This window comes from Pseudomonas sp. Au-Pse12 (assembly GCF_021341665.1).
GTDB lineage: Bacteria > Pseudomonadota > Gammaproteobacteria > Pseudomonadales > Pseudomonadaceae > Aquipseudomonas.
The window spans coordinates 605,884-626,330 of record NZ_JAJTTH010000004.1; the positions used below are offsets into that span (position 1 = coordinate 605,884).

A 20,447-nucleotide genomic window follows, 5' to 3' on the forward strand; every position below is an offset into this window, starting at 1 on the left:
TCCTTATTGGCCCAGTTGTTCGGCCATTTCGGCCGAGCGGTGCGCGGCGGCACCCAATGCTTTTTCCACCAGGGCTTCAAAGCCACCGGCCTGGAACGACTTGATGGCCGCTTCCGTGGTCCCGGCCGGCGAGGTCACGCGGCGGCGCAGTTCGGCGGCGTCGACGTCACTGGAAACAGCCATGTGGGCGGCGCCCAGGGCGGTCTGCAGGGTCAGTTGGGCGGCGGTTTCCCGGGGCAGGCCGAGTTTCTCGCCAGCGGCGGTCATGGCTTCGATCAGCAGGAAGAAATACGCCGGGCCGCTGCCGGAGACGGCGGTCACCGCGTCCAGTTGCTGCTCCTGGTCCAGCCACAGGGCAATGCCCACGGCGGACAGCAGTTCCTCGGCCTGCTGGCGCTGCTGGGCGCTGACCTGGGCGGTGGCGTACAGGCCGCTGACGCCCTGGCGCAGCAGCGCCGGGGTATTGGGCATGCAGCGCACGATGGGCTGGGCACCGAGCCAGTTGTTCATGCTCGAACAGGTGATGCCGGCGGCGATGGACACCACCAGTTGCTGCGGCTGAAGGCTCGGGCGCAGGGCCTGGCACACGGCTTTCATAGCCTGGGGCTTGACCGCCAGGACGATCACGTCGACGCCGTCGATGGCTTCGGCGTTATCGGCAAACACCTGGATGCCGTGCTCGGCCGCCACCTTGGCGCGGGTTTCGGCGCCGGGGTCGCTGGCGCGGATCTGCGCCGCCTCCAGGCCTTTGGCCCGCAGGCCGCCGATGAGGCTGGCGGCCATGTTGCCGGCACCGATAAAAGCGATACGAGTCGTGTTCATGACAGGTCCTTATGAGAGGTCAGGGTCAGTCGCATCAGGACTGACTGTAGTCGCGTGCACCAAACAGCGCGGTGCCGATCCGCACCCAGCTGGCGCCTTGGGCAATGGCCGCTTCGAGGTCGTGGCTCATGCCCATGGAAAGGCTGTCCAGGGGCAGCTTGAGGCTGTCTCGCAGTTGGTTGTTCAAGTGCTGCACCGCAGCGAAGGCGGCTTCCTGGGCGGCGCGATCCTCGGTGGGCTCGGGAATCGCCATCAGCCCGCGCAGTTGCAGGCGTGGCAAGGCGCTGATGGCGCTGGCCAGGGCTGGCAGTTCGGCCGGGCTGCAGCCGGACTTGCTGGCTTCGCCGCTGACGTTCACCTGGATGCAGATGTTCAGCGGCGGCAGCTCGGCCGGGCGTTGCTCGGACAGTCGTTGGGCGATTTTCAAGCGATCCACGGAGTGCACCCAGGCAAAATGCTCGGCGATGGCACGGGTCTTGTTCGACTGAATGGGGCCGATGAAGTGCCAACTCAAGGGCAGGTCGGCCAGTTCCTGTTGCTTGCCCAGGGCTTCTTGCAGGTAGTTCTCGCCGAAATCCCGCAGGCCGGCGGCGTAGGCTTCGCGCAGGGCGGCGGCGGGCTTGGTCTTGCTCACGGCCAGCAGCTGGACGCTGTGCGGGTCGCGTTGTACAGCCTGGCAGGCGCTGCGGATGCGCTCGGCTACCTGGGCAATGTTGTCTGCTATCGTGGACATTCGATTTCGTCTCAAAAGTACCGGCGGCCTTGACCACCGGCTGCCGCGTGAATCCACCAGACCTCGATTGTCGACCGGCCCGAGCCATGCTCAAGGGCCGTGCCGGACACTGTTCGCAGCCGGGCCAGCGAATCTGCCGGGCGCGAGCGGGTCTGAAGCTCGCGGCATTCTACTGGAATTGGGGGGCTCTATGGACATCACCGAACTCTTGCGCTTGAGCGCTTCCCGGGGCGCTTCGGACCTGCATCTGTCCGCCGGGCTGGCACCGTTGCTGCGCATCGATGGCGATATCCGCCCGCTCGACGGGCCGGCCCTGGATGCACCTCGGGCGCTGGACCTGATCCACAGCCTGATGAGCGAAGCACAGCGCCAAGCCTTCGCCGCCACCCAGGACCTGGACTTCGCCTACGAACTGCCGGGCGTGGCGCGGTTCCGGGTCAATGCCTTCCAGCATGCCCGTGGTGCCGGCGCGGTGTTGCGCCTGATTCCTTCGCGGGTGCAGAGCCTGGAAGCGTTGGGGCTGGGGGAAGTGTTTCGGCAGATTGCCGAGGCGCCCCGGGGGCTGGTGCTGGTGACCGGGCCCACCGGCAGCGGCAAGTCCACCACGCTGGCGGCGATGATCGATCACCTGAACCAGCACCGGCAGCAGCACATCCTCACGATTGAGGACCCCATCGAGTTCGTGCATCCGCAGAAAAGCTGCCTGGTGCACCAGCGCGAGGTGCAGCGCGACACCCAGAGCTTCGCCACGGCCTTGCGCGCCGCGCTGCGTGAAGACCCGGACGTGATCCTGTTGGGAGAGCTGCGGGACCTGGAAACCATCCGCCTGGCGCTGACCGCCGCAGAGACCGGGCACCTGGTGCTGGCCACCCTGCATACCTCATCGGCGGCCAAGACCATCGATCGGCTGGTGGATGTGTTCCCGGGGGAGGAGAAGGCCCTGGTGCGCTCGATGCTGGCCGAGTCGCTGCAGGCGGTGGTCGCCCAGGTGCTGCTGAAGAAGGTCGGTGGTGGCCGGGTGGCGGCGCACGAGATCATGCTGGCCAGCCCGGCGATCCGCAACCTGATCCGCGAGGACAAGGTGGCGCAGATGTATTCGGCGATCCAGACGGGCGGCGCTCAGGGCATGCGTACCCTGGACATGAGCCTGAAGGCGTTGCTTGGGCAGGGCCTGATCAGCCGTGAGCAGGCGCGGGAGAAGGCGCGGATGCCGGAGAGTTTTTGACGGGGCTGGAAATGCATTCGCCGGCAAGCCGGCGAATGGGGGTGTTAGCGCTGCACGACCCGCAGGGGCGCGTGCTCCTTGGGCAGGACCCGCTTGGCAACCACATAGTGGCTCTGCCAGTAGGGTTTCTTCAGGGTGTCGATGGTCACCGCCTTGCCGCGCCGCGGGGCGTGGATGAAGCGGTCTTCGCCCAGGTAGATGGCGACGTGGTTGACCTTGCGGCTCTTGATGTTGAAGAACAGCAGGTCGCCCGGCTTCAGGTCCTTGCGCTCGACTTTCTGCCCGTGGCCGCTGGCCATGGCGTTGGAAGTGCGCGGCAGGTCCACGGCGGCAACGTCGTTGAAGGCGTAACGCACCAGGCCGCTGCAATCGAAGCCTTTACTTGGGCTGCTGCCGCCCCAACGATACGGCGTACCGAGAACGTTGACCGCGCGGCTGAGGACCGTGGTGCTCGGCCGGCCGGCAGTGTTGGCCACCAGCTTGTTGTCGGCCTTGCTCAGGCGGGTAGGGTGCTTGATCGAGGTCTTGTTCTTGGCGGTGACCGTCGAAACGTGAGGTTTCGGGGTGTAGCCATTAACGTTGGGAAGTCGTTGCTCACGGTTGGTGGCGTGGGCGGCCAGTGGCATTAATAGGCAAATGGTTAGCCATGTCTTGAAAAATGGACGCATTAGGCAAGGCTCTTATTGGTTAGCGCGCAACTTTATAACAGCTTTCAGGTCACTTCCGAGGCCGTTTGTCGATTCAACCTTGGGGTCAACTTCGGCAAAGAGGTGGCAACTTGACGCAGAAAACCGTCAGAAGTCAGGCAGTACAAGGCTTTGACGGAACAGAAGGTAACATTGGCCGCACGTCGAATGCCTGTAAAAAAGTCACAAAGTTTTTAAGAATATTTATCTATCACCTGCAAAGAGGCACTTAATGAACACCTATCGTCAGGATGCATCCACCCATGACACCCACAGCAAGGTGATCGGTTACCTGTTGTGGATTTTCGGTTTTACCGGGGCCCACCGCTTCTATTACGGCAAGCCGGTGACCGGGACTCTCTGGTTTTTCACCTTCGGTCTGCTGGGCATTGGTTGGCTGATCGACTTGTTCCTGATCCCGTCCATGGACCGGGAAGCGGACCTTCGCTTTACCGCAGGTCCGCTGGAGTACAGCGTGGCCTGGATTCTGCTGACCTTCCTCGGGGTCTTCGGCGTGCACCGCATGTACCAGGGCAAATGGCTGAGCGGGGTGATCTACCTGTTCACCGGCGGCCTGTTCTTCCTGGGGGTGCTGTACGACTTCTGGACCCTGAACGATCAGGTCTCGCTGGAAAACGCCAAGCGTCGCTGAGGACGGCTTTTGTCGCTGCTGCCATCAGGCGCGACGGCCCTTTCGGAGCCGTTCGCAGCCTGCGGCAGCGGCTACAGGGAATCAGCCTTGATAGCTGATGTGCCCGTCCACCAGGGTGTAGCGCACCGCGCCCGGCAGGCTATGGCCGAGGAACGGGCAGTTCTCGCCCTTGGACAGCCAGCGCTCGCCAGCCACGGTGGAGCTGGCCGGGTCGAACAGCACCAGGTCCGCCGCGCTGCCGGCTGCCAGCTTGCCTGCCGGCAGGCGCAGCGCCTCGGCCGGGCCCGCACTTAGGCGCGCCAGCAGGGTCGGCAGGTCCAGCAGACCGTCCTGCACCAGGGTCAGGGCCAGGGGCAGCAACAGTTCGACGCTGCTGATGCCCGGCTCGGTGGCGCCGAACGGTGCCAGCTTGGCGTCGCGCTCATGGGGCTGGTGATGGCTGGAGATGGCTTGCACCACCCCGGACTTCACCGCTGCACGCAGGGCGTCACGGTCGGCCCGCGAGCGTAGCGGCGGCTGCACGTGATACAGGCTGGAGAAGTCGATCAGCGCCTCGTCGGTGAGGATCAGCTGATACAGCGCCACATCAGCGGTCACTGGCAGGCCGCGGGCCTGGGCCTGGGCAATCAGTTCCACGCCGCGGGCGCTGGTCAGCTGGCTGAAGTGGGCGCGCACGCCGCTCTGCTCCACCAGCAGCAGGTCCCGGGCCAGGGCCACGGTTTCCGCGCTTTCCGGGATACCCGGCAAACCGAGGAAGCTGGCGGTGGCGCCTTCGTGAGCCAGGCCGCCTTCGGCCAGGTCGCGGTCCTGGGAGTGGAAGATCACCGTCAGGTCGAAGGTGGCGGCGTATTCCAGGGCGCGGCACAGGGTGCGGGTGCTGCGGAAACCGTCCAGGCCATTGCCGAAGGCCACGCAACCGGCGTCACGCAGGGCTATCAGTTCGGCCAGCTGTTCGCCTTCTAGGCCCTTGCTCAAGGCGCCGATGGGGAACACCTTGCTGTTGCCGGCTTCGCGGGCACGGTCGAGGATCAGTTCGGCCACCGCCGAGGTGTCCAGGACCGGCTTGGTACGCGGTGGGCAGCACAGGCTGGTGACGCCACCGGCCGCGGCGGCGCGGGTTTCGCTGGCGATGCTGCCCTTGCGGCTGTAGCCCGGCTCGCGCAGGGCGACGCTCAGGTCCACCAGGCCGGGCGCGGCCACCAGGCCCTTGGCATCGAGGGTGGTGACAGCGTTGAAACCATTGGGGGCGGCGCCGATGGAGACGACCTTGCCGGCTTCCAGGTGCAGATCAGTGGTTTGATCCAGGCCGCTGCTTGGATCGATGACGCGGGCGCCGAGAATGCTGAGCTTCACTGGGCGTTCTCCTGCTCGAATTGTCGCTGGGCGGTCTGCCCGCTCATGGCCATGGACAGTACCGCCATGCGCACTGCAATGCCGTAGGTCACCTGGTTGAGGATCACCGAGTGCGGGCCGTCGGCCACCGCCGATTCGATCTCCACGCCGCGGTTGATCGGGCCCGGGTGCATGACGATGGCGTCGGGCTTGGCCCCGGCCAGGCGCGCGGTGGTCAGGCCGAACAGGCGGTAGAACTCGCCTTCGCTGGGCAGCAGGCCGCCCTGCATGCGCTCACGTTGCAGGCGCAGCATGATCACCACGTCCACGTCCTTCAGGCCTTCGGTCATGTCGGTGTAGACCTTGACCCCGTACTGCTCGATGCCGATGGGCAGCAGGGTCTTCGGCGCGATCACGCGGATGTCCGGGCAGCCGAGGGTTTTCAGCGCCAGCATGTTGGAGCGTGCCACCCGCGAGTGCAGGATGTCGCCGACGATGGCCACCGAAAGGTTCTCGAAGCCACCTTTGTGCCGGCGGATGGTCAGCATGTCGAGCATGCCCTGGGTCGGGTGGGCGTGACGGCCGTCACCGCCGTTGATGATCGCCACCTGCGGGCACACGTGTTCGGCAATGAAGTGCGCGGCGCCGGAGTCGCCGTGGCGCACCACGAACATGTCGGCGGCCATGGCTTCCAGGTTGCGCAGGGTGTCCAGCAGGGTTTCACCCTTGCTCGCCGAGGAGGTCGAGACATTCAGGGTGATCACGTCCGCCGACAGGCGCTGGGCCGCCAGTTCGAAGGTGGTGCGGGTTCGGGTGGAGTTTTCGAAGAACACGTTGCACACGGTCTTGCCGCGCAGCAGCGGGACTTTCTTCACCGCCCGGGCGCCGACTTCGAGGAACGAGTCGGCGGTGTCGAGGATTTCTGTCAGCAGCTCGCGGTTCAGGCCGTCGAGGGACAGGAAATGGCGCAGCTGGCCCTGATCGTTGAGCTGCAGCGGGCGCTTGGCGTCTAGAGGCGTCATCGCAATGGACTCTTAAAAGGGCGAGTTAGAGGGCGAGGTCTTGGAGCTCGAGTTGAAGCGGCGCAGGACCGGACAATTTTACCCGCTCGTGGGCGGCCAGCGACAGGGTCGCGCCCACCACATTCGGACGAATTGGCAGCTCGGCGGCGTTCAGGTCCAGCAGGCAGACCAGGGTCACGCTGGCCGGGCGGCCGTAGTCGAACAGTTCATTGAGGGCGGCGCGAATGGTCCGGCCGCTCATCAGCACGTCGTCGATCAGCACCAGGTGCTGGCCTTCGATCTCGAACGGCAGCTCCGAAGGACGCACTTGCGGGTGCAGGCCGTTCTGGCTGAAGTCGTCACGGTAGAAGGACACGTCCAGAGTGCCCAGGGGCGCGTCGCTGCCCAGGGCTTCCAGCAGGGCCTGGGCCACCCAGACGCCGCCGGTACGGATACCGATGAAGCGTGGCTCGCTGATGGCGCGCTGGGCCAGGTGGGCGTTGAGATCAGTGGCCATCTGGCTGATCAGGGCGGCGGGATTGGGCAGGCTCATGGTGGCTCCTTCGTGGGCTCGCGCCGGGTTGCCGGGCAGCGAGGCGCGTGGGACTTACGGCTGGTGTCGGGCCAGGAGACGCGCAGCCCGGGAGCCGTGCATCTTCAGGGTTCGGGTCTCAGGTGTTCAGCAGGCCGGCGTTTTCATCGAGCCAGCCCTGCAGCAGCAGGGCCGCGGCGATGGCGTCCACCGGGTTGTCGCGGTAGCTGCCTTTCTGCCCGCCCCGGGCCAGGCGTTCGCCCTTGGCCTCGAAGGTGGTCAGGCGTTCATCGTGGGTATAGAAGGGCACATTGAAGCGGCCGTTCAGGCGTCGGGCGAATTTTTCGGCGCGCGCACACATGTCGCTGGGGCTGCCGTCCATGTTCAGCGGCAGGCCTACCACCACGGCATCGGGTTTCCATTCCTTGATCAGGGCTTCCACCTGATTCCAGTCCGGCACGCCGTTCTGCGCCTTGAGGGTGCACAGTTCGCGGGCCTGACCGGTGATGGCCTGGCCCACGGCGACGCCGATCTGCTTGGTGCCGTAGTCGAAGCCGAGGATCAGTCGCAAGGCCATCAGGCGTGGCCCGCCTGGCTGGTGAGCAGGCTGAGGTTGACCCCCAGGTGCCGGGCGGCGGCTTCCAGGCGTAATTCGCTGCTGGTGTTGAACAGGATGTCGGCGTCGAAGGGGCAGGTCAGCCAGGCGTTGTCCGCCAGCTCGGCTTCCAGTTGCCCGGCTTCCCAGCCGGCGTAGCCCAGGGCGATCAGGCTCTTGGCCGGGCCGACGCCGTCGGCGATGGCGAACAGCACATCCTGAGAGGTGGACAGGGACAGCCCTTCGAGCTCCACCGTGGCCTGGTAGACCGGGCCGCTGGGGTGCAGGACGAAGCCGCGATCGGTCTGCACCGGGCCGCCGCTGAAGATCGGCACGTGCTGGCACAGCAGCGACGGCTCTTCATCGGGGCGCAGTTGTTCGAGGATATCGGCCAGGTTCAGGTCCTGGGGCCGGTTGATCACCAGGCCCATGGCGCCACTGGCGTTGTGCTCGACGATGTAGGTCAAGGTCTGCGCAAAGTTCGGGTCGGCCATATGGGGCATGGCGATCAGGAAGTGATGCTTGAGATAGCTTGGGCTGACATTTTTCATGAGCGCTAGTGTGGCGGTGGCGGGGCCGGCTGACAAGCGCCAGCCTTTTGCAGGCGCTGGCTTGCCAGCGTGAAGGTTGCATCGGTCTTGCGGGCTTCTGCGGGAAGGGGCGGGATCAGTTGCTGGACAGCTTGTCGCCCCGGGCGAAGCGCCAGGTGCGGATGATTTCCAGGCGGTCGATGTCCGACAGATCACCGGTAAAGGGCGCGAACGGCGCGGCCAGGCGCACGATGCGCTGGGCGGCCTGGTCCAGCAGCGGCTGGCCGGAGGATTCCAGCACCAGCACCTCGTACAGCGAGCCATCGCGGTTGATCGAGACCATCAGCCGCAAATTGCCGTAGATCTGCTTGCGTCGCGCTTCTTCGGGGTAGTTGAGGTTGCCGATGCGCTCGACCTTCTTGCGCCATTCGTCCTTATACCAGGCGCCCTTGTCGCGCATGGTGGAGGCGGCGCTCAGGCGGTGGATGCGCGGTCGCTTGGCATACAGCTGCTGTTCGTTGGCCAGCTCGGCTTCCAGGCTGGAAATCTCGCTGGACAGCTGCGAGCTGTCGAACGTCGGGGTGGCGGCTTTGGGCGTGGGGTCTTTCCTGACCTCTTCACGCTGGGTCACGGTCTTTTTCGGTTTCGGCGCGGTGGTGGCCACGGCCGCCTTGGGCGCGGCTTCCTTGACTTCAGGCTTGACCGAAGGTGGTGGCACCACCTTCTTTACCGCGTTGTCCTGGAACGGCGCGATTTCGGTGGTTTTCGGAATGGCCTTCTTGTCCAGGGTGCCACTGCCTTCCTGGTGGTCCTGGGCGAGAAAGTCGGCCTTCTTCGGCTTGGTCTCGCTCTTGAAGGTGGCCAGGGTGATTTCCAGGGTCTTGCTGATGGCCTTGGGTTCGGCGAAGGAAAAGCCCAGGCCGAGGATCAGGGCCAGGTGCAGGAGCGCCGCCAGGAACAGGGTAAATCCCAGGCGATCGGCCGCGCGCACGCCGCCATGGGCCAGCTCGGGGGGCAGATCGTACGGGAGGCTCATCGGCGGTTCGACATCACAGGAGGCATCACACAACCAACATCACGGTTTCACAGGCGGCGCATGATAACGCAATGTTGGTTTCAAGCCTCGAGTGCCAAGCTTCAAGCGACAAGCTGCAGGTGACGCAGATCAAGCTTGCGGCTTGTTGCTGGCGGCTTGCAGCTTGCGTTCGATGGCATCCATCAGCAGCGCGCCGATCTGGGTGCCGAAGGCATTGTCGATTTCACGGATGCAGGTCGGGCTGGTGACGTTGATTTCCGTCAGGTGCTCGCCAATCACGTCGAGGCCGACGAACAGCAAGCCCTTGGCCCGCAGGGTCGGGCCGACCTGGGCGGCGATCCAACGGTCCTTGTCGCTCAGTGGGCGGGCTTCGCCACGACCGCCGGCGGCCAGGTTGCCACGGGTTTCGCCGGCCGCCGGGATGCGCGCCAGGCAGTAATCCACCGGTTCGCCGTCGATCATCAGGATGCGCTTGTCGCCGTCCTTGATCGCCGGCAGGTAGGCCTGGGCCATGATCTGCTGGCTGCCGAGCACGGTCAGGGTTTCGAGGATCACCGAGAGGTTCGGGTCGCCGGCGCGGTGACGGAAGATCGAGGTACCGCCCATGCCGTCCAGAGGCTTGAGGATCACGTCGCCATGCTCGGCGGCGAATTCACGCAATACATCGGCGCGACGGCTGACCACGGTAGGCGGGGTGCACTGCGGGAACAGCGTGGCGAACAGCTTTTCATTGCAGTCGCGCAGGCTCTGGGGCTTGTTGACCACCAGCACGCCGGCGCTTTCGGCCTGTTCCAGCAGGTAGGTGGAGTAGACGAACTCCATGTCGAACGGCGGGTCCTTGCGCATCAGGATCACGTCCAGATCGCTCAGCGGGCAGTCGATCTCGGCGTCCAGCTCGAACCATTTTTCCGGGTTGGCGAAGACCTGCAACGGACGCATGCGCGCCCGCGCCACGCCGGCGCCCTGGTACAGGTCGCGCTGTTCCATATAGAAGAGGGTCCAGCCGCGCTCCTGGGCGGCCAGCAGCATGGCCAGCGAGCTGTCCTTCTTGTAGGAGATGCTGGCGATAGGGTCCATGACAATCCCGACGCGAACGCTCATGGGTGGATTCCTTTAAGAAAATGAGTGGAAGCGAGGCAAAAAAAGTGGCGTCAGAGTGGCGCTGACAGGGGCCTGGGTCAAGGAAAAACCACTGCCTGGCGTGGTCCATAGATTGCAGAGGGGAGAGTGTGCTAAAAAGGCTCGCATGCCCGGCCGAGGCCTTGAAGTTCAAGGGTTTGGGGCATTGGCCCGTGGTACCGGATCAAATCATTCGCTGGGGCGATGGCAGAGCAGATATGGAACAGCATTCCAACGCCTTGAAGGTGATGGTGATCGACGATTCGAAGACGATTCGCCGCACGGCCGAAATGCTGCTGAAGAACGTCGGTTGTGAAGTCATCACTGCAGTGGACGGCTTCGAGGCCCTGTCGAAGATCGTCGACCACCACCCCGGCATCATTTTCGTCGACATCATGATGCCGCGGCTCGACGGTTATCAGACCTGCGCGTTGGTGAAGAACAACAGCGCGTTCAAGTCCATCCCGGTGATCATGCTGTCCTCCAAGGATGGCCTGTTCGACAAGGCCAAGGGGCGCATCGTCGGCTCCGATCAGTTTTTGACCAAACCCTTCAGCAAGGAAGAACTGCTGAGCGCGATCAAGGCCCATGTCCCGGACTTTGTTGCGCTTGCGCCACAGTAGACACGCACAGCGACGCCCGGCCAGCAGGCCGCGCGCCTATACCGTATGGGGAAGACCATGGCTCGTATTCTGATCGTCGATGACTCGCCGACTGAAATGTACAAACTCACCGGCATGCTGGAAAAGCACGGCCATGAAGTGCTCAAGGCCGAGAACGGCGCCGATGGCGTGGCCCTGGCCCGTGAGGAAAAGCCCGACGCGGTGCTGATGGACATCGTCATGCCCGGCCTCAACGGCTTCCAGGCTACCCGCCAGTTGACCAAGGACGCCGAGACCAGCCATATCCCGGTGATCATCATCACCACCAAGGATCAGGAAACCGACAAGGTCTGGGGCACCCGCCAGGGCGCCAAGGACTACCTGACCAAGCCGGTGGATGAAGAAACCCTGATCAAGACCCTGAACAACGTCCTGGCCGGCTGACTGCCGGGCCATGAGCGAATCCCAGACCGCCTTCGAGCTGCTGCTGGAGATCGACCAGCGCTGCCGCCTGCTGGCCGCCGACCTGCCGTCCCAGGAAACCCGCCAGCACCGTTGGAGCGGCATCGGTTTTCGCCTGGGCGAGCATTGGTACGTGGCCGCCATGGGCGAGATCAGCGAGGTGCTGCACGAACCGCGCTACACCTTGCTGCCGGGGGTCAAACCCTGGGTCAAGGGCGTGGCCAACCTGCGCGGACGGCTGCTGCCGATCATGGACCTGTGCGGCTTCTTTGGCCGTGAGCTGTCGCCCCTGCGCAAGCAGCGGCGGGTGCTGGTGGTGGAGTACAAGGAGCTGTTTGCCGGCCTGCTGGTGGACGAAGTGGCCGGGTTGCAGCATTTCGCCCAGGACAGCCTGGAGCCCGGCATCACCGACTTCGCCGACGCCGCGGTCAATCCCTACTTGCAGGGGCAGTTCCGTCGCGATCAGGTCTGGCAGGTGTTCAGCCCGTTCGCCCTGGCCCGCTCGCCGGGCTTCCTGGAGGTGGCGGCGTGATCGGTGCGCCGGCGTCTGCATCCGCCGTTTGCAGTGCCACGGGAAACGCGTGTTTCCCTGGATCAACCCATGCTGCCCCGGCGCTGCGCACGCCCTGGGCACCTGAATGCGGGACCGCCCGCTCGCCACAGGCCTGATCGATGACCAAAGCCAAAACCGGCAAGCCCCTGGAAGGCTCCCGCAGTCGCTCGCAGATCATCGTGCTGTTCATCGCACTGATCGTGTTCATCATGCTGCTGTTCGCCAACTTCGCTTACCTCAATACCCAGGCCACCTACGACAAGCAGTACATCGGCCATGCCGGCGAGCTGCGGGTGCTGTCCCAGCGCATTGCCAAGAACGCCACCGAGGCGGCGGCGGGCAAGGCCGCGGCGTTCAAGCTGCTGGGGGATGCGCGCAACGATTTTGCCCGGCGCTGGGGCTACCTGAAGAAAGGCGACCCGGACACCGGCCTGCCCGGGGCGCCAGTGGCATTGCGCCAGGAAATGCGCGCGGTGCAGCTGGATTGGGAAAAGCTGCTGAAGAACACCGATGCGATCCTCGCCAGCGAGCAGACCGTGCTGTCGCTGCATCAGGTGGCCGCGACCCTGGCGGAAACCGTGCCGCAGTTGCAGGTGGAATATGAAAAGGTCGTCGAGATCCTGCTCCAGCGCGGCGCTCCGGCGGCCCAGGTGGCCATGGCCCAGCGCCAGTCGCTGCTGGCCGAGCGGATTCTCGGCGCCGTCAACACGGTGCTGGCCGGCGACGAAAACGCGGTGCAGGCCGCCGACGCCTTTGGCCGTGATGCGGCGCGTTTCGGCCAGGTGCTCAACGGCATGCTGCAAGGCAACCCGGGGTTGAAGATCAGCCAGGTCGAGGACCCGGATGCCCGGGCCCGGCTGGCGGAAATTTCCGAATTGTTCGAGTTCGTCTCCGGCTCCGTGGACGAGATCCTCGAAACCTCCCCCGAGCTGTTCCAGGTCCGCGAATCGGCGAGCAACATCTTCAGCCTGTCGCAGACCCTGCTGGACGAAGCCTCGCTGCTGGCCACCGGCTTCGAGAACCTGGCCGGCAGCCGCAAGCTGGACACCATCGGCGGCTATGTCCTGGGCCTGCTGGCGCTGGCGTCGATCATCCTCATCGGCCTGGTGATGGTCCGCGAGACCAACCGCCAGCTGCAGGAAACCGCCGAGAAGAACGAGCGCAACCAGAACGCGATCATGCGCCTGCTCGACGAGATCGAGGACCTGGCCGACGGTGACCTGACAGTGACCGCCTCGGTCACCGAGGATTTCACCGGGACCATCGCCGACTCCATCAACTATTCCGTCGACCAGCTACGCGACCTGGTGGCCACCATCAACCTCACGGCGGGTCAGGTGGCCGGCGCGGTGCAGGAAACCCAGGCCACCGCCATGCAGCTGGCTGAAGCCTCGGAGCACCAGGCCCAGCAGATTTCCGAAGCCTCCACGGCGATCAACGAAATGGCCCAGTCCATCGATCAGGTGTCGGCCAACGCCGCCGAGTCCTCGGCGGTGGCCGAGCGCTCGGTGGAAATCGCCAACAAGGGCAACGAGGTGGTGCACAACACCATCCACGGCATGGATAACATCCGCGAGCAGATCCAGGACACCGCCAAGCGCATCAAGCGCCTGGGCGAGTCGTCCCAGGAAATCGGCGACATCGTCAGCCTGATCGACGACATTGCCGACCAGACCAACATCCTTGCCCTCAACGCGGCGATCCAGGCCTCCATGGCCGGTGACGCCGGGCGCGGCTTTGCCGTGGTGGCCGACGAAGTGCAGCGGCTGGCGGAACGTTCCTCGGCGGCCACGCGGCAGATCGAGACCCTGGTGCGGGCGATCCAGACCGACACCAACGAGGCGGTGATTTCCATGGAGCAGACCACCACCGAAGTGGTGCGTGGCGCGCGCCTGGCCCAGGACGCGGGCGTGGCCCTGGAAGAGATCGAAGGCGTGTCCAAGACCCTGGCGGCGCTGATCCAGAGCATTTCCAACGCGGCCCAGCAGCAGACCTCGTCGGCCGGGCAGATTTCCCTGACCATGAACGTGATCCAGCAGATCACCTCGCAGACTTCGTCCGGCTCCACCGCCACCGCCGAGAGCATCGGCAACCTGGCGAAAATGGCCAGCCAGTTGCGCCGCTCGGTGTCCGGCTTCACCTTGCCGGCCACCCGGGGCCCGGCCCCGAATGACAACCGCTGACACAAGGCTTTGACTGGAATGGTGATGGTTGATCGGCATGACTATGTAGCCCTGGAGTGGGTCAAGGGCGAAATTGCCGAGACCCTCAAGCAGGCACATCAGGCGTTGGAACATCTGGCGGACGATCCCCAGGCCCTGGAAGCCATGGACCAGTGCCTGGAAGGCATCCACCTGGTCCATGGCAGCCTGCAGATGGTGGAGTTCTACGGCGCCGCGCTGCTGGCCGAGGAAATGGAAAAACTCGCCCTGGCCCTGCGAGACGAACGTGTGCCCCAGCGTGACGAAGCCCTGCGCCTGCTGCGCCAGGCCATCGGCCAGTTGCCGCAGTACCTGGACCGGGTGCAGAGCGCGCGGCGCGACCTGCCACTGGTGGTGCTGCCGTTGCTCAACGACCTGCGCAGCGCACGCGGCGAAAGCCTGCTCTCGGAAACCAGCCTGTTCAGCCCGCAACTGCCCAGCCTGCCGCCCTTGAGCGACAAGGCCCTGGCCGCCCTGGAGCCGCTGGAGCTGGCCAACCAGTTGCGCAAGCTGCGGCACATGTTGCAGACCGCCCTGGTGGACCTGCTGCGCGAGCAGGACGACGAACAGAGCCTGGGCTACATGGCCAAGGTCTTCGAGCGCCTGGAAGCCTTGTGCCAGGACGCGCCGCTGGCGCCCTTGTGGCATATCGCCTCGGCCTTGGTGGAAGGCATGCGCCACGGCGAAATCGCCAACAGCCCGGCAGTGCGCAGCCTGCTCAAGGATGCCGACCGGGAGCTCAAGCGCCTGCTGGAACAGGGGATGCCCGGGATCAACCAAGCGGCCCCCGACGAATTGCTCAAGAGCCTGTTGTTCTATATCGCCAAGGCGCGCCATCCCACGCCATTGATGCTGACCATGAAAGAACGTTACGGACTGGATGACGCCTTGCCCGACAGCGCGGTGGTGAATGAGGAACGGGCGCGCCTGGCCGGGCCCGACCGCGATGCCATGCGCTCGGTGTTGACCGCCGTGTGCGATGGCCTGGTGCGGGTCAAGGAGCGCCTCGACCTGTTCGTGCGCAGCGATCGCCAGCACGCTGCCGACTTGGAAGGCCTGCTCTCGCCCCTGCGGCAGATCGCCGACACCCTGGCGGTGCTGGGCTTCGGCCAGCCGCGCAAGGTGATCATCGACCAGCTGGCCGTGGTGCAGAGCCTGGCCCAGGGCCAGCGTGCGCCGGACGATGCGGTGCTGATGGATGTGGCCGGGGCCCTGCTGTATGTAGAGGCGACCCTGGCCGGGATGGCCGGCACCGTGGAGCCGGAGAGCCGCGAGGAAAGCCGCCTGCCCACCACCGACCTGACCCAGATCCACCAGTTGGTGATCCAGGAGGCGCGGGTCTGCCTGCAACAGGCCAAGGACCTGATCGCCGAGTGCATCGAGGCTGACTGGGACCTGGAGCACCTGCTGGCGCTGCCCGAGTTGCTGACCCAGGTGCGCGGTGCACTGGCGATGATTCCGCTGCCGCGCGCGGCGAGCCTGATGCAGGCTTGCCACCAGTTCATCGTCGAGCAACTGCTGGCGACTCGTGCCCGGCCCGATTGGCAGCAACTGGACCATCTGGCGGATGTGCTGACCAGCCTGGAGTACTACCTGGAACGCCTGAGCGAGGACCACGAGGCGCCGGGGGAGAAGATCCTCGATGTGGCCCAGCAGGGCCTGCTCGCCCTCGGCTATGTGCCGGTGGAGCAACTGCCGTTGCCGGACCAGCCCCTGAGCCCCGACGAAGCCCCGGGGCTGGAGGCCCCGCAAGAGCTGGGCGAGCCCAAGGTGGCGCAGTCGCTGGCGGATGTCCTGGCGGTGCCGGTCTCGGCCCTCAACCCGCCGGCGCTGATCACCCCGGGCAGCCTGCTGCCGCCGCCTCGGGATGAAGAGCCGGTGGATGACGAACTGCGAGAAGTCTTCCTCGAAGAAACCGAGGAAGTGCTGGAGATGCTCCGCGAATACCTGCCGCGCTGGACTGCGGACCCGCAGGGGAAATCCGCCCTGAGCGAGCTGCGCCGGGCCTTTCACACCCTCAAGGGCAGCGGGCGCATGGTGCGTGCGCTGGTGCTGGCCGAACTGGCCTGGGCCGTGGAAAACCTGCTCAACCGGGTACTGGAGCGCAGCGTGGCACCCGGTGTCGAGGTCCAGCAACTGGTGGCCGACACCCTGCAACTGCTGCCGGAGTTGATCGCCGAATTCGCCGGGCAGGCTCAGCGCCAGCGCGACGATGTCGACCGCCTGGCCGCCCGCGCCCATGCCCTGGCCAACGGCGCGCAAGGCCCGTTGCCGACGGCGGTTCAGGACGAGGCCCTGGACCCGCAGTTGCTGGAAATCTTCCGCACCGAGGCCCAGACCCACCTGGACAGCATCAACCGCTTTCTCGATCAGGCCGCCGAGCAGGTACCGCTGCAGGTCAGCGACGAACTGCAACGGGCCCTGCACACCCTCAAGGGCAGCGCCTCGATGGCCGGGGTGTTGCCAATGGCCGAGCTGGCCGGCCCCTTCGACCAGTTGGCCCGGGAGTACCGGGCGCACCTGATCCCCCTGGACCTGGACGAAGTGGAGCTGCTGCTGGAGGCCGAAGGCCTGCTGCGCCGTGGGTTGCGGCAGCTGGACAGCGATCCGCTGGCGCCCATCGACGGGGCCCGGTCGCTGGTGGGGCGCGTCCTGGCGCTGCTCGGAGAACGCCTGGAAACCCTGCTCAATGCCCCGGACACCGCGCTCCGGGCCAAGCGCGACCCGCAATTGATCAATGACTTCCTGGCCCAGGGCATGGACATCCTGCTGGACGCCGAAAGCCTGTTGCGCGGCTGGCAGCAGCATCCCGGCGAGCGCCAGGAACTCAGTGCCCTGCTGGATGAACTGACCACCCTGGGCGAGGGCGCGCACCTGGCCGACCTGCACCCGGTGGACGAGCTGTGCGAAGCCTTGCTCGATCTCTATGGGGCGGTGGAGGAGAGCAGCCTGGCGGTCAGCGAGCGCTTTTTCCATGAGGCCGAAAGCGCCCATGAAGCCTTGATCAACATGCTCGACGAACTGGCGGCGGGCCAGGAAGTCAGCCCGCGTCCGGAACGCCTGCAGGCCCTGCGCGAACTGCTGGATGAAGGCCTGGACCCGTCCGCGACCGGCTTGATCAAGAGCGATGGCAGCCGTGCGCTGAGCATCAGTGAGCTGGGCGCGGCCACCGCCCGCCTGGAGCAGGCCACGGTTCCTGCGCAGGCGGACGACGAGATTGTCGAAATCTTCCTTGAAGAGGCCGTGGACATCCTCGACAGCGCCGACCACGCCTTGCAGCGCTGGTTGGCCGATGCAGACAACGGTGCGCCGCTGTCGTCCCTGCAACGGGACATGCACACCCTCAAGGGCGGCGCGCGCATGGCCGAAGTGGCCCCGGTGGCGGAGCTGGCCCAGGAGCTGGAGTCGTTGTACGAGGGGCTGGTGGACCGCCGCTACAGCCACAGCCAGCACCTGGGCCTGCTGTTGCGCAGCAGCCACCAGCAGTTGGCGCTGCTGCTGGAGCAGTTGCAGGGGCAGCATCCGCTGGACGAATCCCGGGCGCAGATCGAGGCCGTGCGGGCTTACCGCCAGCAGGCCGCCAGCGCCACCGAGGTGGCGCCAAGCGCCGTCGAGGAAGACAGCGCGGCCCAGGACCCGGAGCTGCTGGAGATCTTCCTCGAAGAAGGTTTCGACATCATCGACAGTTCCGCCGCGGCCCTGGCCCGCTGGCAGGCCGACCCCCAGGCCCGCCAGGAGGTGGAAACCCTGTTGCGCGACCTGCACACCCTCAAGGGCGGTGCGCGGATGGTGGAGATCGCCCCCATCGGCGATCTGGCCCATGAGCTGGAATTTTTGTTCGAAGGCCTGTCCGCCGGTTTGCTGCAACCCAGCCCGGCGCTGTTCACCCTGCTGCAGAAGAGCCACGACCGCCTGGCGCAGATGCTCGATGCCGCCCGCGCCGGCCAGCCCATCGAACCGGCGCAGAAGCTCATCGAGGCGATCCACGACCTGAGCCACCCGCGAGTGGCGGCCAACGCCGCTGCGGAAACGCCGTTGCCCAGTGCCAAGCCCGAGCTGGCTGCGCCCACGGCGGAAGCCGCAGTGGCGGGGGACATGGTCAAGGTCTCGGCGGAATTGCTCGACGACCTGGTCAACCTGGCTGGCGAAACCTCGATCTTTCGCGGCCGTATCGAGCAGCAGGTCAACGATGCGCGCACGACCCTGGGCGAGATGGAAACCACCATCGAACGCATGCGCGACCAGTTGCGCCGCCTGGACACCGAGACCCAGGGGCGGATTCTCAGCCGCCAGCAGGTGGAGGCTGAGCGCCTGGGTTATGAAGAGTTCGACCCGTTGGAAATGGACCGCCACTCGCAACTGCAGCAACTGTCCCGGGCCCTGTTCGAGTCGGCCTCGGACCTGCTGGACCTCAAGGAAACCCTCGACCGGCGCAACCACGACGCCGAGAACCTGCTGCAGCAGCAGGGGCGGATCAACACCGAGTTGCAGGAAGGCCTGATGCGCACGCGCATGGTGCCGTTCGAGCGCATGGTGCCGAGGCTCAAGCGCATCGTCCGTCAGGTGGCCGAAGAGTTGGGCAAGGACGTGGAATTCGTGGTCGGCAACGCCGAAGGGGAAATGGACCGCAACGTGCTCGAACGCATGGTCGCCCCCCTGGAACACATGCTGCGCAACGCCGTCGACCATGGCCTGGAGGCGGCCGAGGCGCGGCGCGCGGCGGGCAAGCCGGAGCAGGGGCGGATCAGCCTCGACCTGTCCCGCGAGGGCGGCGATATCATTTTCGACATGCGCGACGATGGCGCCGGGGTGCCCCTGGAAGCGGTGCGCAACAAGGCCATCAAGCGCGGCCTGCTGGACCCCCAGGCGCAGCTCAGCGACCGCGAGGTGCTGCAATTCATCATGCAGCCGGGTTTTTCCACCGCCGAGAAAATCACCCAGATCTCCGGGCGCGGGGTGGGCATGGACGTGGTCCATGAAGAGGTGCGGCAGTTGGGCGGCAGCATGAGCATCGACTCGATTGCCGGCCAGGGCGTGCACTTTCGCATTCGCTTGCCGTTCACCGTCTCGGTCAACCGGGCGCTGATGGTGCAGTGCGCCGATGAGCAGTACGCGATTCCGCTGAACACCGTGGAAGGCATCGTCCGGGTCCTGCCCGGCGAGCTGGACGGCTATTACCAGCTCGACCCGCCGCGCTATCAATACGCCGGCCAAGTGTATGACCTGTGCTACCTGGGGGAGCTGCTGCACACCGTGCCGCGGCCGAAACTGCTGGGCCAGGTGCTGCCGTTGCCGGTGCTGCTGGTGCACTGCAACGAGCAGCGCATTGCCGTGCAGGTGGATGCCACGGCCGGCACCCGGGAGATCGTGGTCAAGAGCCTGGGGCCACAGTTTGCCGCGGTTCAGGGGCTGTCCGGGGCGACCATCCTCGGTGACGGCCGGGTGGTGCTGATTCTCGATTTGCTGGCGCCTATCCGCGCCTTGCAGGCCCAGGCGCCGCAGCCGCGCCTGGCGGGCGACGAGCCGGCCGGCGAAGTGGCGCCGGCCCGACCGATGCTGGTGCTGGTGGTGGACGACTCGGTCACGGTGCGCAAGGTCACCAGCCGTCTGCTGGAGCGCCACGGCATGAACGTGCTCACCGCCAAGGACGGGGTCGACGCCATGGCGCTGCTGGCCGAGCACACCCCGGACCTGATGCTGCTGGATATCGAGATGCCGCGCATGGACGGCTTCGAGGTGGCGATCCAGGTACGCAACGACCCGCGCCTGCAGCACCTGCCGATCATCATGATCACCTCCCGCACCGGGCAGAAACACCGCGACCGGGCCATGGCCATCGGCGTCAACGACTACCTCGGCAAGCCCTATCAAGAGTCGGTGCTGCTGGAAAGCATCGCCCTGTGGAGCAAGACCCATGCTTGATCACCGCGCGAGCACCCTGACCGGGCTGCTGCTGCCCCTGGCCGACCGTACCCTGATCCTGCCCAACGTGGCCGTGGCCGAGTTGATCGACTATCAGCAGGGGGCCTTCGACCTGGATTCGCCGCCCTGGTACCTGGGCCGGGTGCTGTGGCGCGAGCGGTGGATTGCGTTGATCAGTTTCGAGTCGGCCTGCGGCGCCAAGACGGTGATTGGCGAGCGCGCGCGGATCGTCGTGCTCAATGCCCTGGGCGGGCGCCCGGAGCTGAAGTTCATGGCCTTGCTGGTGCAGGGCATTCCCCGTTCCTGCAAGCTCGACAGCCAGTTGAGCTATGTCGATGTGCCCCTGGCAGCGCTGGAGAAGGCCGCGGTGCAAGTAGCCGAGCAGGTGGTCAAGGTGCCGGACCTGCTGGCCCTGGAGGAGTTGCTGGTGGGGAGCCTTTAAGG

At 65.7% G+C, this 20,447-nt stretch carries 18 protein-coding genes; 8 read left to right on the forward strand and 10 right to left on the reverse strand.

Features of this window, described 5'->3' with window-relative positions; genetic code table 11:
* Window positions 1-3: 3 nt before the first annotated feature.
* Window positions 4-822 carry a pyrroline-5-carboxylate reductase gene (proC, locus tag LXM55_RS14630; protein ID WP_233320989.1) on the reverse strand — a complete coding sequence of 273 codons (819 nt, stop codon included), beginning with the start codon at window positions 820-822 and terminating at the stop codon, window positions 4-6.
* 34 nt (window positions 823-856) lie between these two features.
* Window positions 857-1,555: a YggS family pyridoxal phosphate-dependent enzyme gene (locus LXM55_RS14635; protein WP_233320990.1), complete on the reverse strand. Its 699-nt coding sequence runs from the start codon at window positions 1,553-1,555 to the stop codon at window positions 857-859.
* 190 nt (window positions 1,556-1,745) lie between these two features.
* Between LXM55_RS14635 and LXM55_RS14640 the strand changes: the two genes are divergently transcribed.
* Window positions 1,746-2,780 (forward strand): type IV pilus twitching motility protein PilT, encoded by a 1,035-nt coding sequence (locus tag LXM55_RS14640; protein WP_233320991.1) that lies wholly within the window; start codon window positions 1,746-1,748, stop codon window positions 2,778-2,780.
* A 44-nt stretch (window positions 2,781-2,824) separates the two neighbouring features.
* On the opposite strand, the gene LXM55_RS14645 is transcribed toward LXM55_RS14640, so the two are convergent.
* Complete coding sequence (locus LXM55_RS14645) at window positions 2,825-3,448, reverse strand: C40 family peptidase (RefSeq protein ID WP_233320992.1); 624 nt, start codon at window positions 3,446-3,448, stop codon at window positions 2,825-2,827.
* Window positions 3,449-3,698: 250 nt separating this feature from the next.
* Here LXM55_RS14645 and LXM55_RS14650 point away from each other — a divergent pair, with 250 nt between their 5' ends.
* Window positions 3,699-4,118: an NINE protein gene (locus LXM55_RS14650; protein ID WP_233320993.1), complete on the forward strand. Its 420-nt coding sequence runs from the start codon at window positions 3,699-3,701 to the stop codon at window positions 4,116-4,118.
* An 81-nt stretch (window positions 4,119-4,199) separates the two neighbouring features.
* Here the strand turns inward: LXM55_RS14650 and LXM55_RS14655 are convergent, their stop codons facing one another.
* From LXM55_RS14655 to gshB, 7 genes are all read right to left on the reverse strand, one after another.
* A complete protein-coding gene (locus LXM55_RS14655) occupies window positions 4,200-5,471 on the reverse strand; it encodes a dihydroorotase (protein WP_233320994.1) in 1,272 nt (423 codons plus the stop codon).
* Window positions 5,468-6,472 carry an aspartate carbamoyltransferase catalytic subunit gene (locus tag LXM55_RS14660; RefSeq protein WP_011064007.1) on the reverse strand — a complete coding sequence of 335 codons (1,005 nt, stop codon included), beginning with the start codon at window positions 6,470-6,472 and terminating at the stop codon, window positions 5,468-5,470. The genes LXM55_RS14655 and LXM55_RS14660 overlap by 4 nt, the downstream gene beginning before the upstream one ends.
* A gap of 25 nt (window positions 6,473-6,497) precedes the next feature.
* Window positions 6,498-7,004 (reverse strand): bifunctional pyr operon transcriptional regulator/uracil phosphoribosyltransferase PyrR, encoded by a 507-nt coding sequence (pyrR, locus tag LXM55_RS14665; RefSeq protein ID WP_060841533.1) that lies wholly within the window; start codon window positions 7,002-7,004, stop codon window positions 6,498-6,500.
* Between the two features lie 118 nt (window positions 7,005-7,122).
* Window positions 7,123-7,560 (reverse strand): Holliday junction resolvase RuvX, encoded by a 438-nt coding sequence (ruvX, locus tag LXM55_RS14670; RefSeq protein WP_072451798.1) that lies wholly within the window; start codon window positions 7,558-7,560, stop codon window positions 7,123-7,125.
* Window positions 7,560-8,129: a YqgE/AlgH family protein gene (locus LXM55_RS14675; protein ID WP_233320995.1), complete on the reverse strand. Its 570-nt coding sequence runs from the start codon at window positions 8,127-8,129 to the stop codon at window positions 7,560-7,562. The genes ruvX and LXM55_RS14675 overlap by 1 nt, the downstream gene beginning before the upstream one ends.
* Window positions 8,130-8,244: 115 nt before the next feature.
* On the reverse strand, window positions 8,245-9,144 hold the full coding sequence (locus LXM55_RS14680; RefSeq protein WP_233320996.1) for an energy transducer TonB: 900 nt from the start codon (window positions 9,142-9,144) through the stop codon (window positions 8,245-8,247).
* Between the two features lie 129 nt (window positions 9,145-9,273).
* Window positions 9,274-10,245 (reverse strand): glutathione synthase, encoded by a 972-nt coding sequence (gshB, locus tag LXM55_RS14685; protein ID WP_233320997.1) that lies wholly within the window; start codon window positions 10,243-10,245, stop codon window positions 9,274-9,276.
* Between the two features lie 236 nt (window positions 10,246-10,481).
* Between gshB and pilG the strand changes: the two genes are divergently transcribed.
* The 6 genes from pilG to LXM55_RS14715 all read left to right on the forward strand — a co-directional run bounded on the left by pilG (window position 10,482) and on the right by LXM55_RS14715 (window position 20,445).
* Window positions 10,482-10,886, forward strand: a complete 405-nt coding sequence (gene pilG / locus LXM55_RS14690; protein WP_011064001.1) for a twitching motility response regulator PilG — start codon at window positions 10,482-10,484, stop codon at window positions 10,884-10,886.
* Window positions 10,887-10,943: 57 nt separating this feature from the next.
* Window positions 10,944-11,309: a twitching motility response regulator PilH gene (gene pilH / locus LXM55_RS14695; RefSeq protein ID WP_011064000.1), complete on the forward strand. Its 366-nt coding sequence runs from the start codon at window positions 10,944-10,946 to the stop codon at window positions 11,307-11,309.
* A gap of 10 nt (window positions 11,310-11,319) precedes the next feature.
* The gene (locus LXM55_RS14700; RefSeq protein WP_233320998.1) at window positions 11,320-11,859 is read left to right on the forward strand and encodes a chemotaxis protein CheW; all 540 of its coding nucleotides are present in this window, start codon (window positions 11,320-11,322) and stop codon (window positions 11,857-11,859) included.
* Between the two features lie 140 nt (window positions 11,860-11,999).
* Window positions 12,000-14,063: a methyl-accepting chemotaxis protein gene (locus LXM55_RS14705; RefSeq protein ID WP_233321000.1), complete on the forward strand. Its 2,064-nt coding sequence runs from the start codon at window positions 12,000-12,002 to the stop codon at window positions 14,061-14,063.
* A gap of 24 nt (window positions 14,064-14,087) precedes the next feature.
* Window positions 14,088-20,003 carry an Hpt domain-containing protein gene (locus LXM55_RS14710; protein WP_233321001.1) on the forward strand — a complete coding sequence of 1,972 codons (5,916 nt, stop codon included), beginning with the start codon at window positions 14,088-14,090 and terminating at the stop codon, window positions 20,001-20,003.
* Complete coding sequence (locus tag LXM55_RS14715; RefSeq protein WP_233321002.1) at window positions 19,996-20,445, forward strand: chemotaxis protein CheW; 450 nt, start codon at window positions 19,996-19,998, stop codon at window positions 20,443-20,445. The genes LXM55_RS14710 and LXM55_RS14715 overlap by 8 nt, the downstream gene beginning before the upstream one ends.
* Window positions 20,446-20,447: the final 2 nt, after the last annotated feature.

Coding starts and splice junctions, on each gene's coding strand:
- gshB (WP_233320997.1), bottom strand. CDS start 10,245: ATGAGCGTTCGCGTCGGGATTGTCATGGACCCTATCGCCAGCATCTCC.
- LXM55_RS14635 (WP_233320990.1), bottom strand. CDS start 1,555: ATGTCCACGATAGCAGACAACATTGCCCAGGTAGCCGAGCGCATCCGC.
- proC (WP_233320989.1), bottom strand. CDS start 822: ATGAACACGACTCGTATCGCTTTTATCGGTGCCGGCAACATGGCCGCC.
- LXM55_RS14660 (WP_011064007.1), bottom strand. CDS start 6,472: ATGACGCCTCTAGACGCCAAGCGCCCGCTGCAGCTCAACGATCAGGGC.
- LXM55_RS14715 (WP_233321002.1), top strand. CDS start 19,996: ATGCTTGATCACCGCGCGAGCACCCTGACCGGGCTGCTGCTGCCCCTG.
- pyrR (WP_060841533.1), bottom strand. CDS start 7,004: ATGAGCCTGCCCAATCCCGCCGCCCTGATCAGCCAGATGGCCACTGAT.
- LXM55_RS14650 (WP_233320993.1), top strand. CDS start 3,699: ATGAACACCTATCGTCAGGATGCATCCACCCATGACACCCACAGCAAG.
- LXM55_RS14710 (WP_233321001.1), top strand. CDS start 14,088: ATGGTTGATCGGCATGACTATGTAGCCCTGGAGTGGGTCAAGGGCGAA.
- LXM55_RS14705 (WP_233321000.1), top strand. CDS start 12,000: ATGACCAAAGCCAAAACCGGCAAGCCCCTGGAAGGCTCCCGCAGTCGC.
- pilG (WP_011064001.1), top strand. CDS start 10,482: ATGGAACAGCATTCCAACGCCTTGAAGGTGATGGTGATCGACGATTCG.
- LXM55_RS14700 (WP_233320998.1), top strand. CDS start 11,320: ATGAGCGAATCCCAGACCGCCTTCGAGCTGCTGCTGGAGATCGACCAG.
- pilH (WP_011064000.1), top strand. CDS start 10,944: ATGGCTCGTATTCTGATCGTCGATGACTCGCCGACTGAAATGTACAAA.
- LXM55_RS14680 (WP_233320996.1), bottom strand. CDS start 9,144: ATGAGCCTCCCGTACGATCTGCCCCCCGAGCTGGCCCATGGCGGCGTG.
- LXM55_RS14675 (WP_233320995.1), bottom strand. CDS start 8,129: ATGAAAAATGTCAGCCCAAGCTATCTCAAGCATCACTTCCTGATCGCC.
- LXM55_RS14645 (WP_233320992.1), bottom strand. CDS start 3,448: ATGCGTCCATTTTTCAAGACATGGCTAACCATTTGCCTATTAATGCCA.
- ruvX (WP_072451798.1), bottom strand. CDS start 7,560: ATGGCCTTGCGACTGATCCTCGGCTTCGACTACGGCACCAAGCAGATC.
- LXM55_RS14640 (WP_233320991.1), top strand. CDS start 1,746: ATGGACATCACCGAACTCTTGCGCTTGAGCGCTTCCCGGGGCGCTTCG.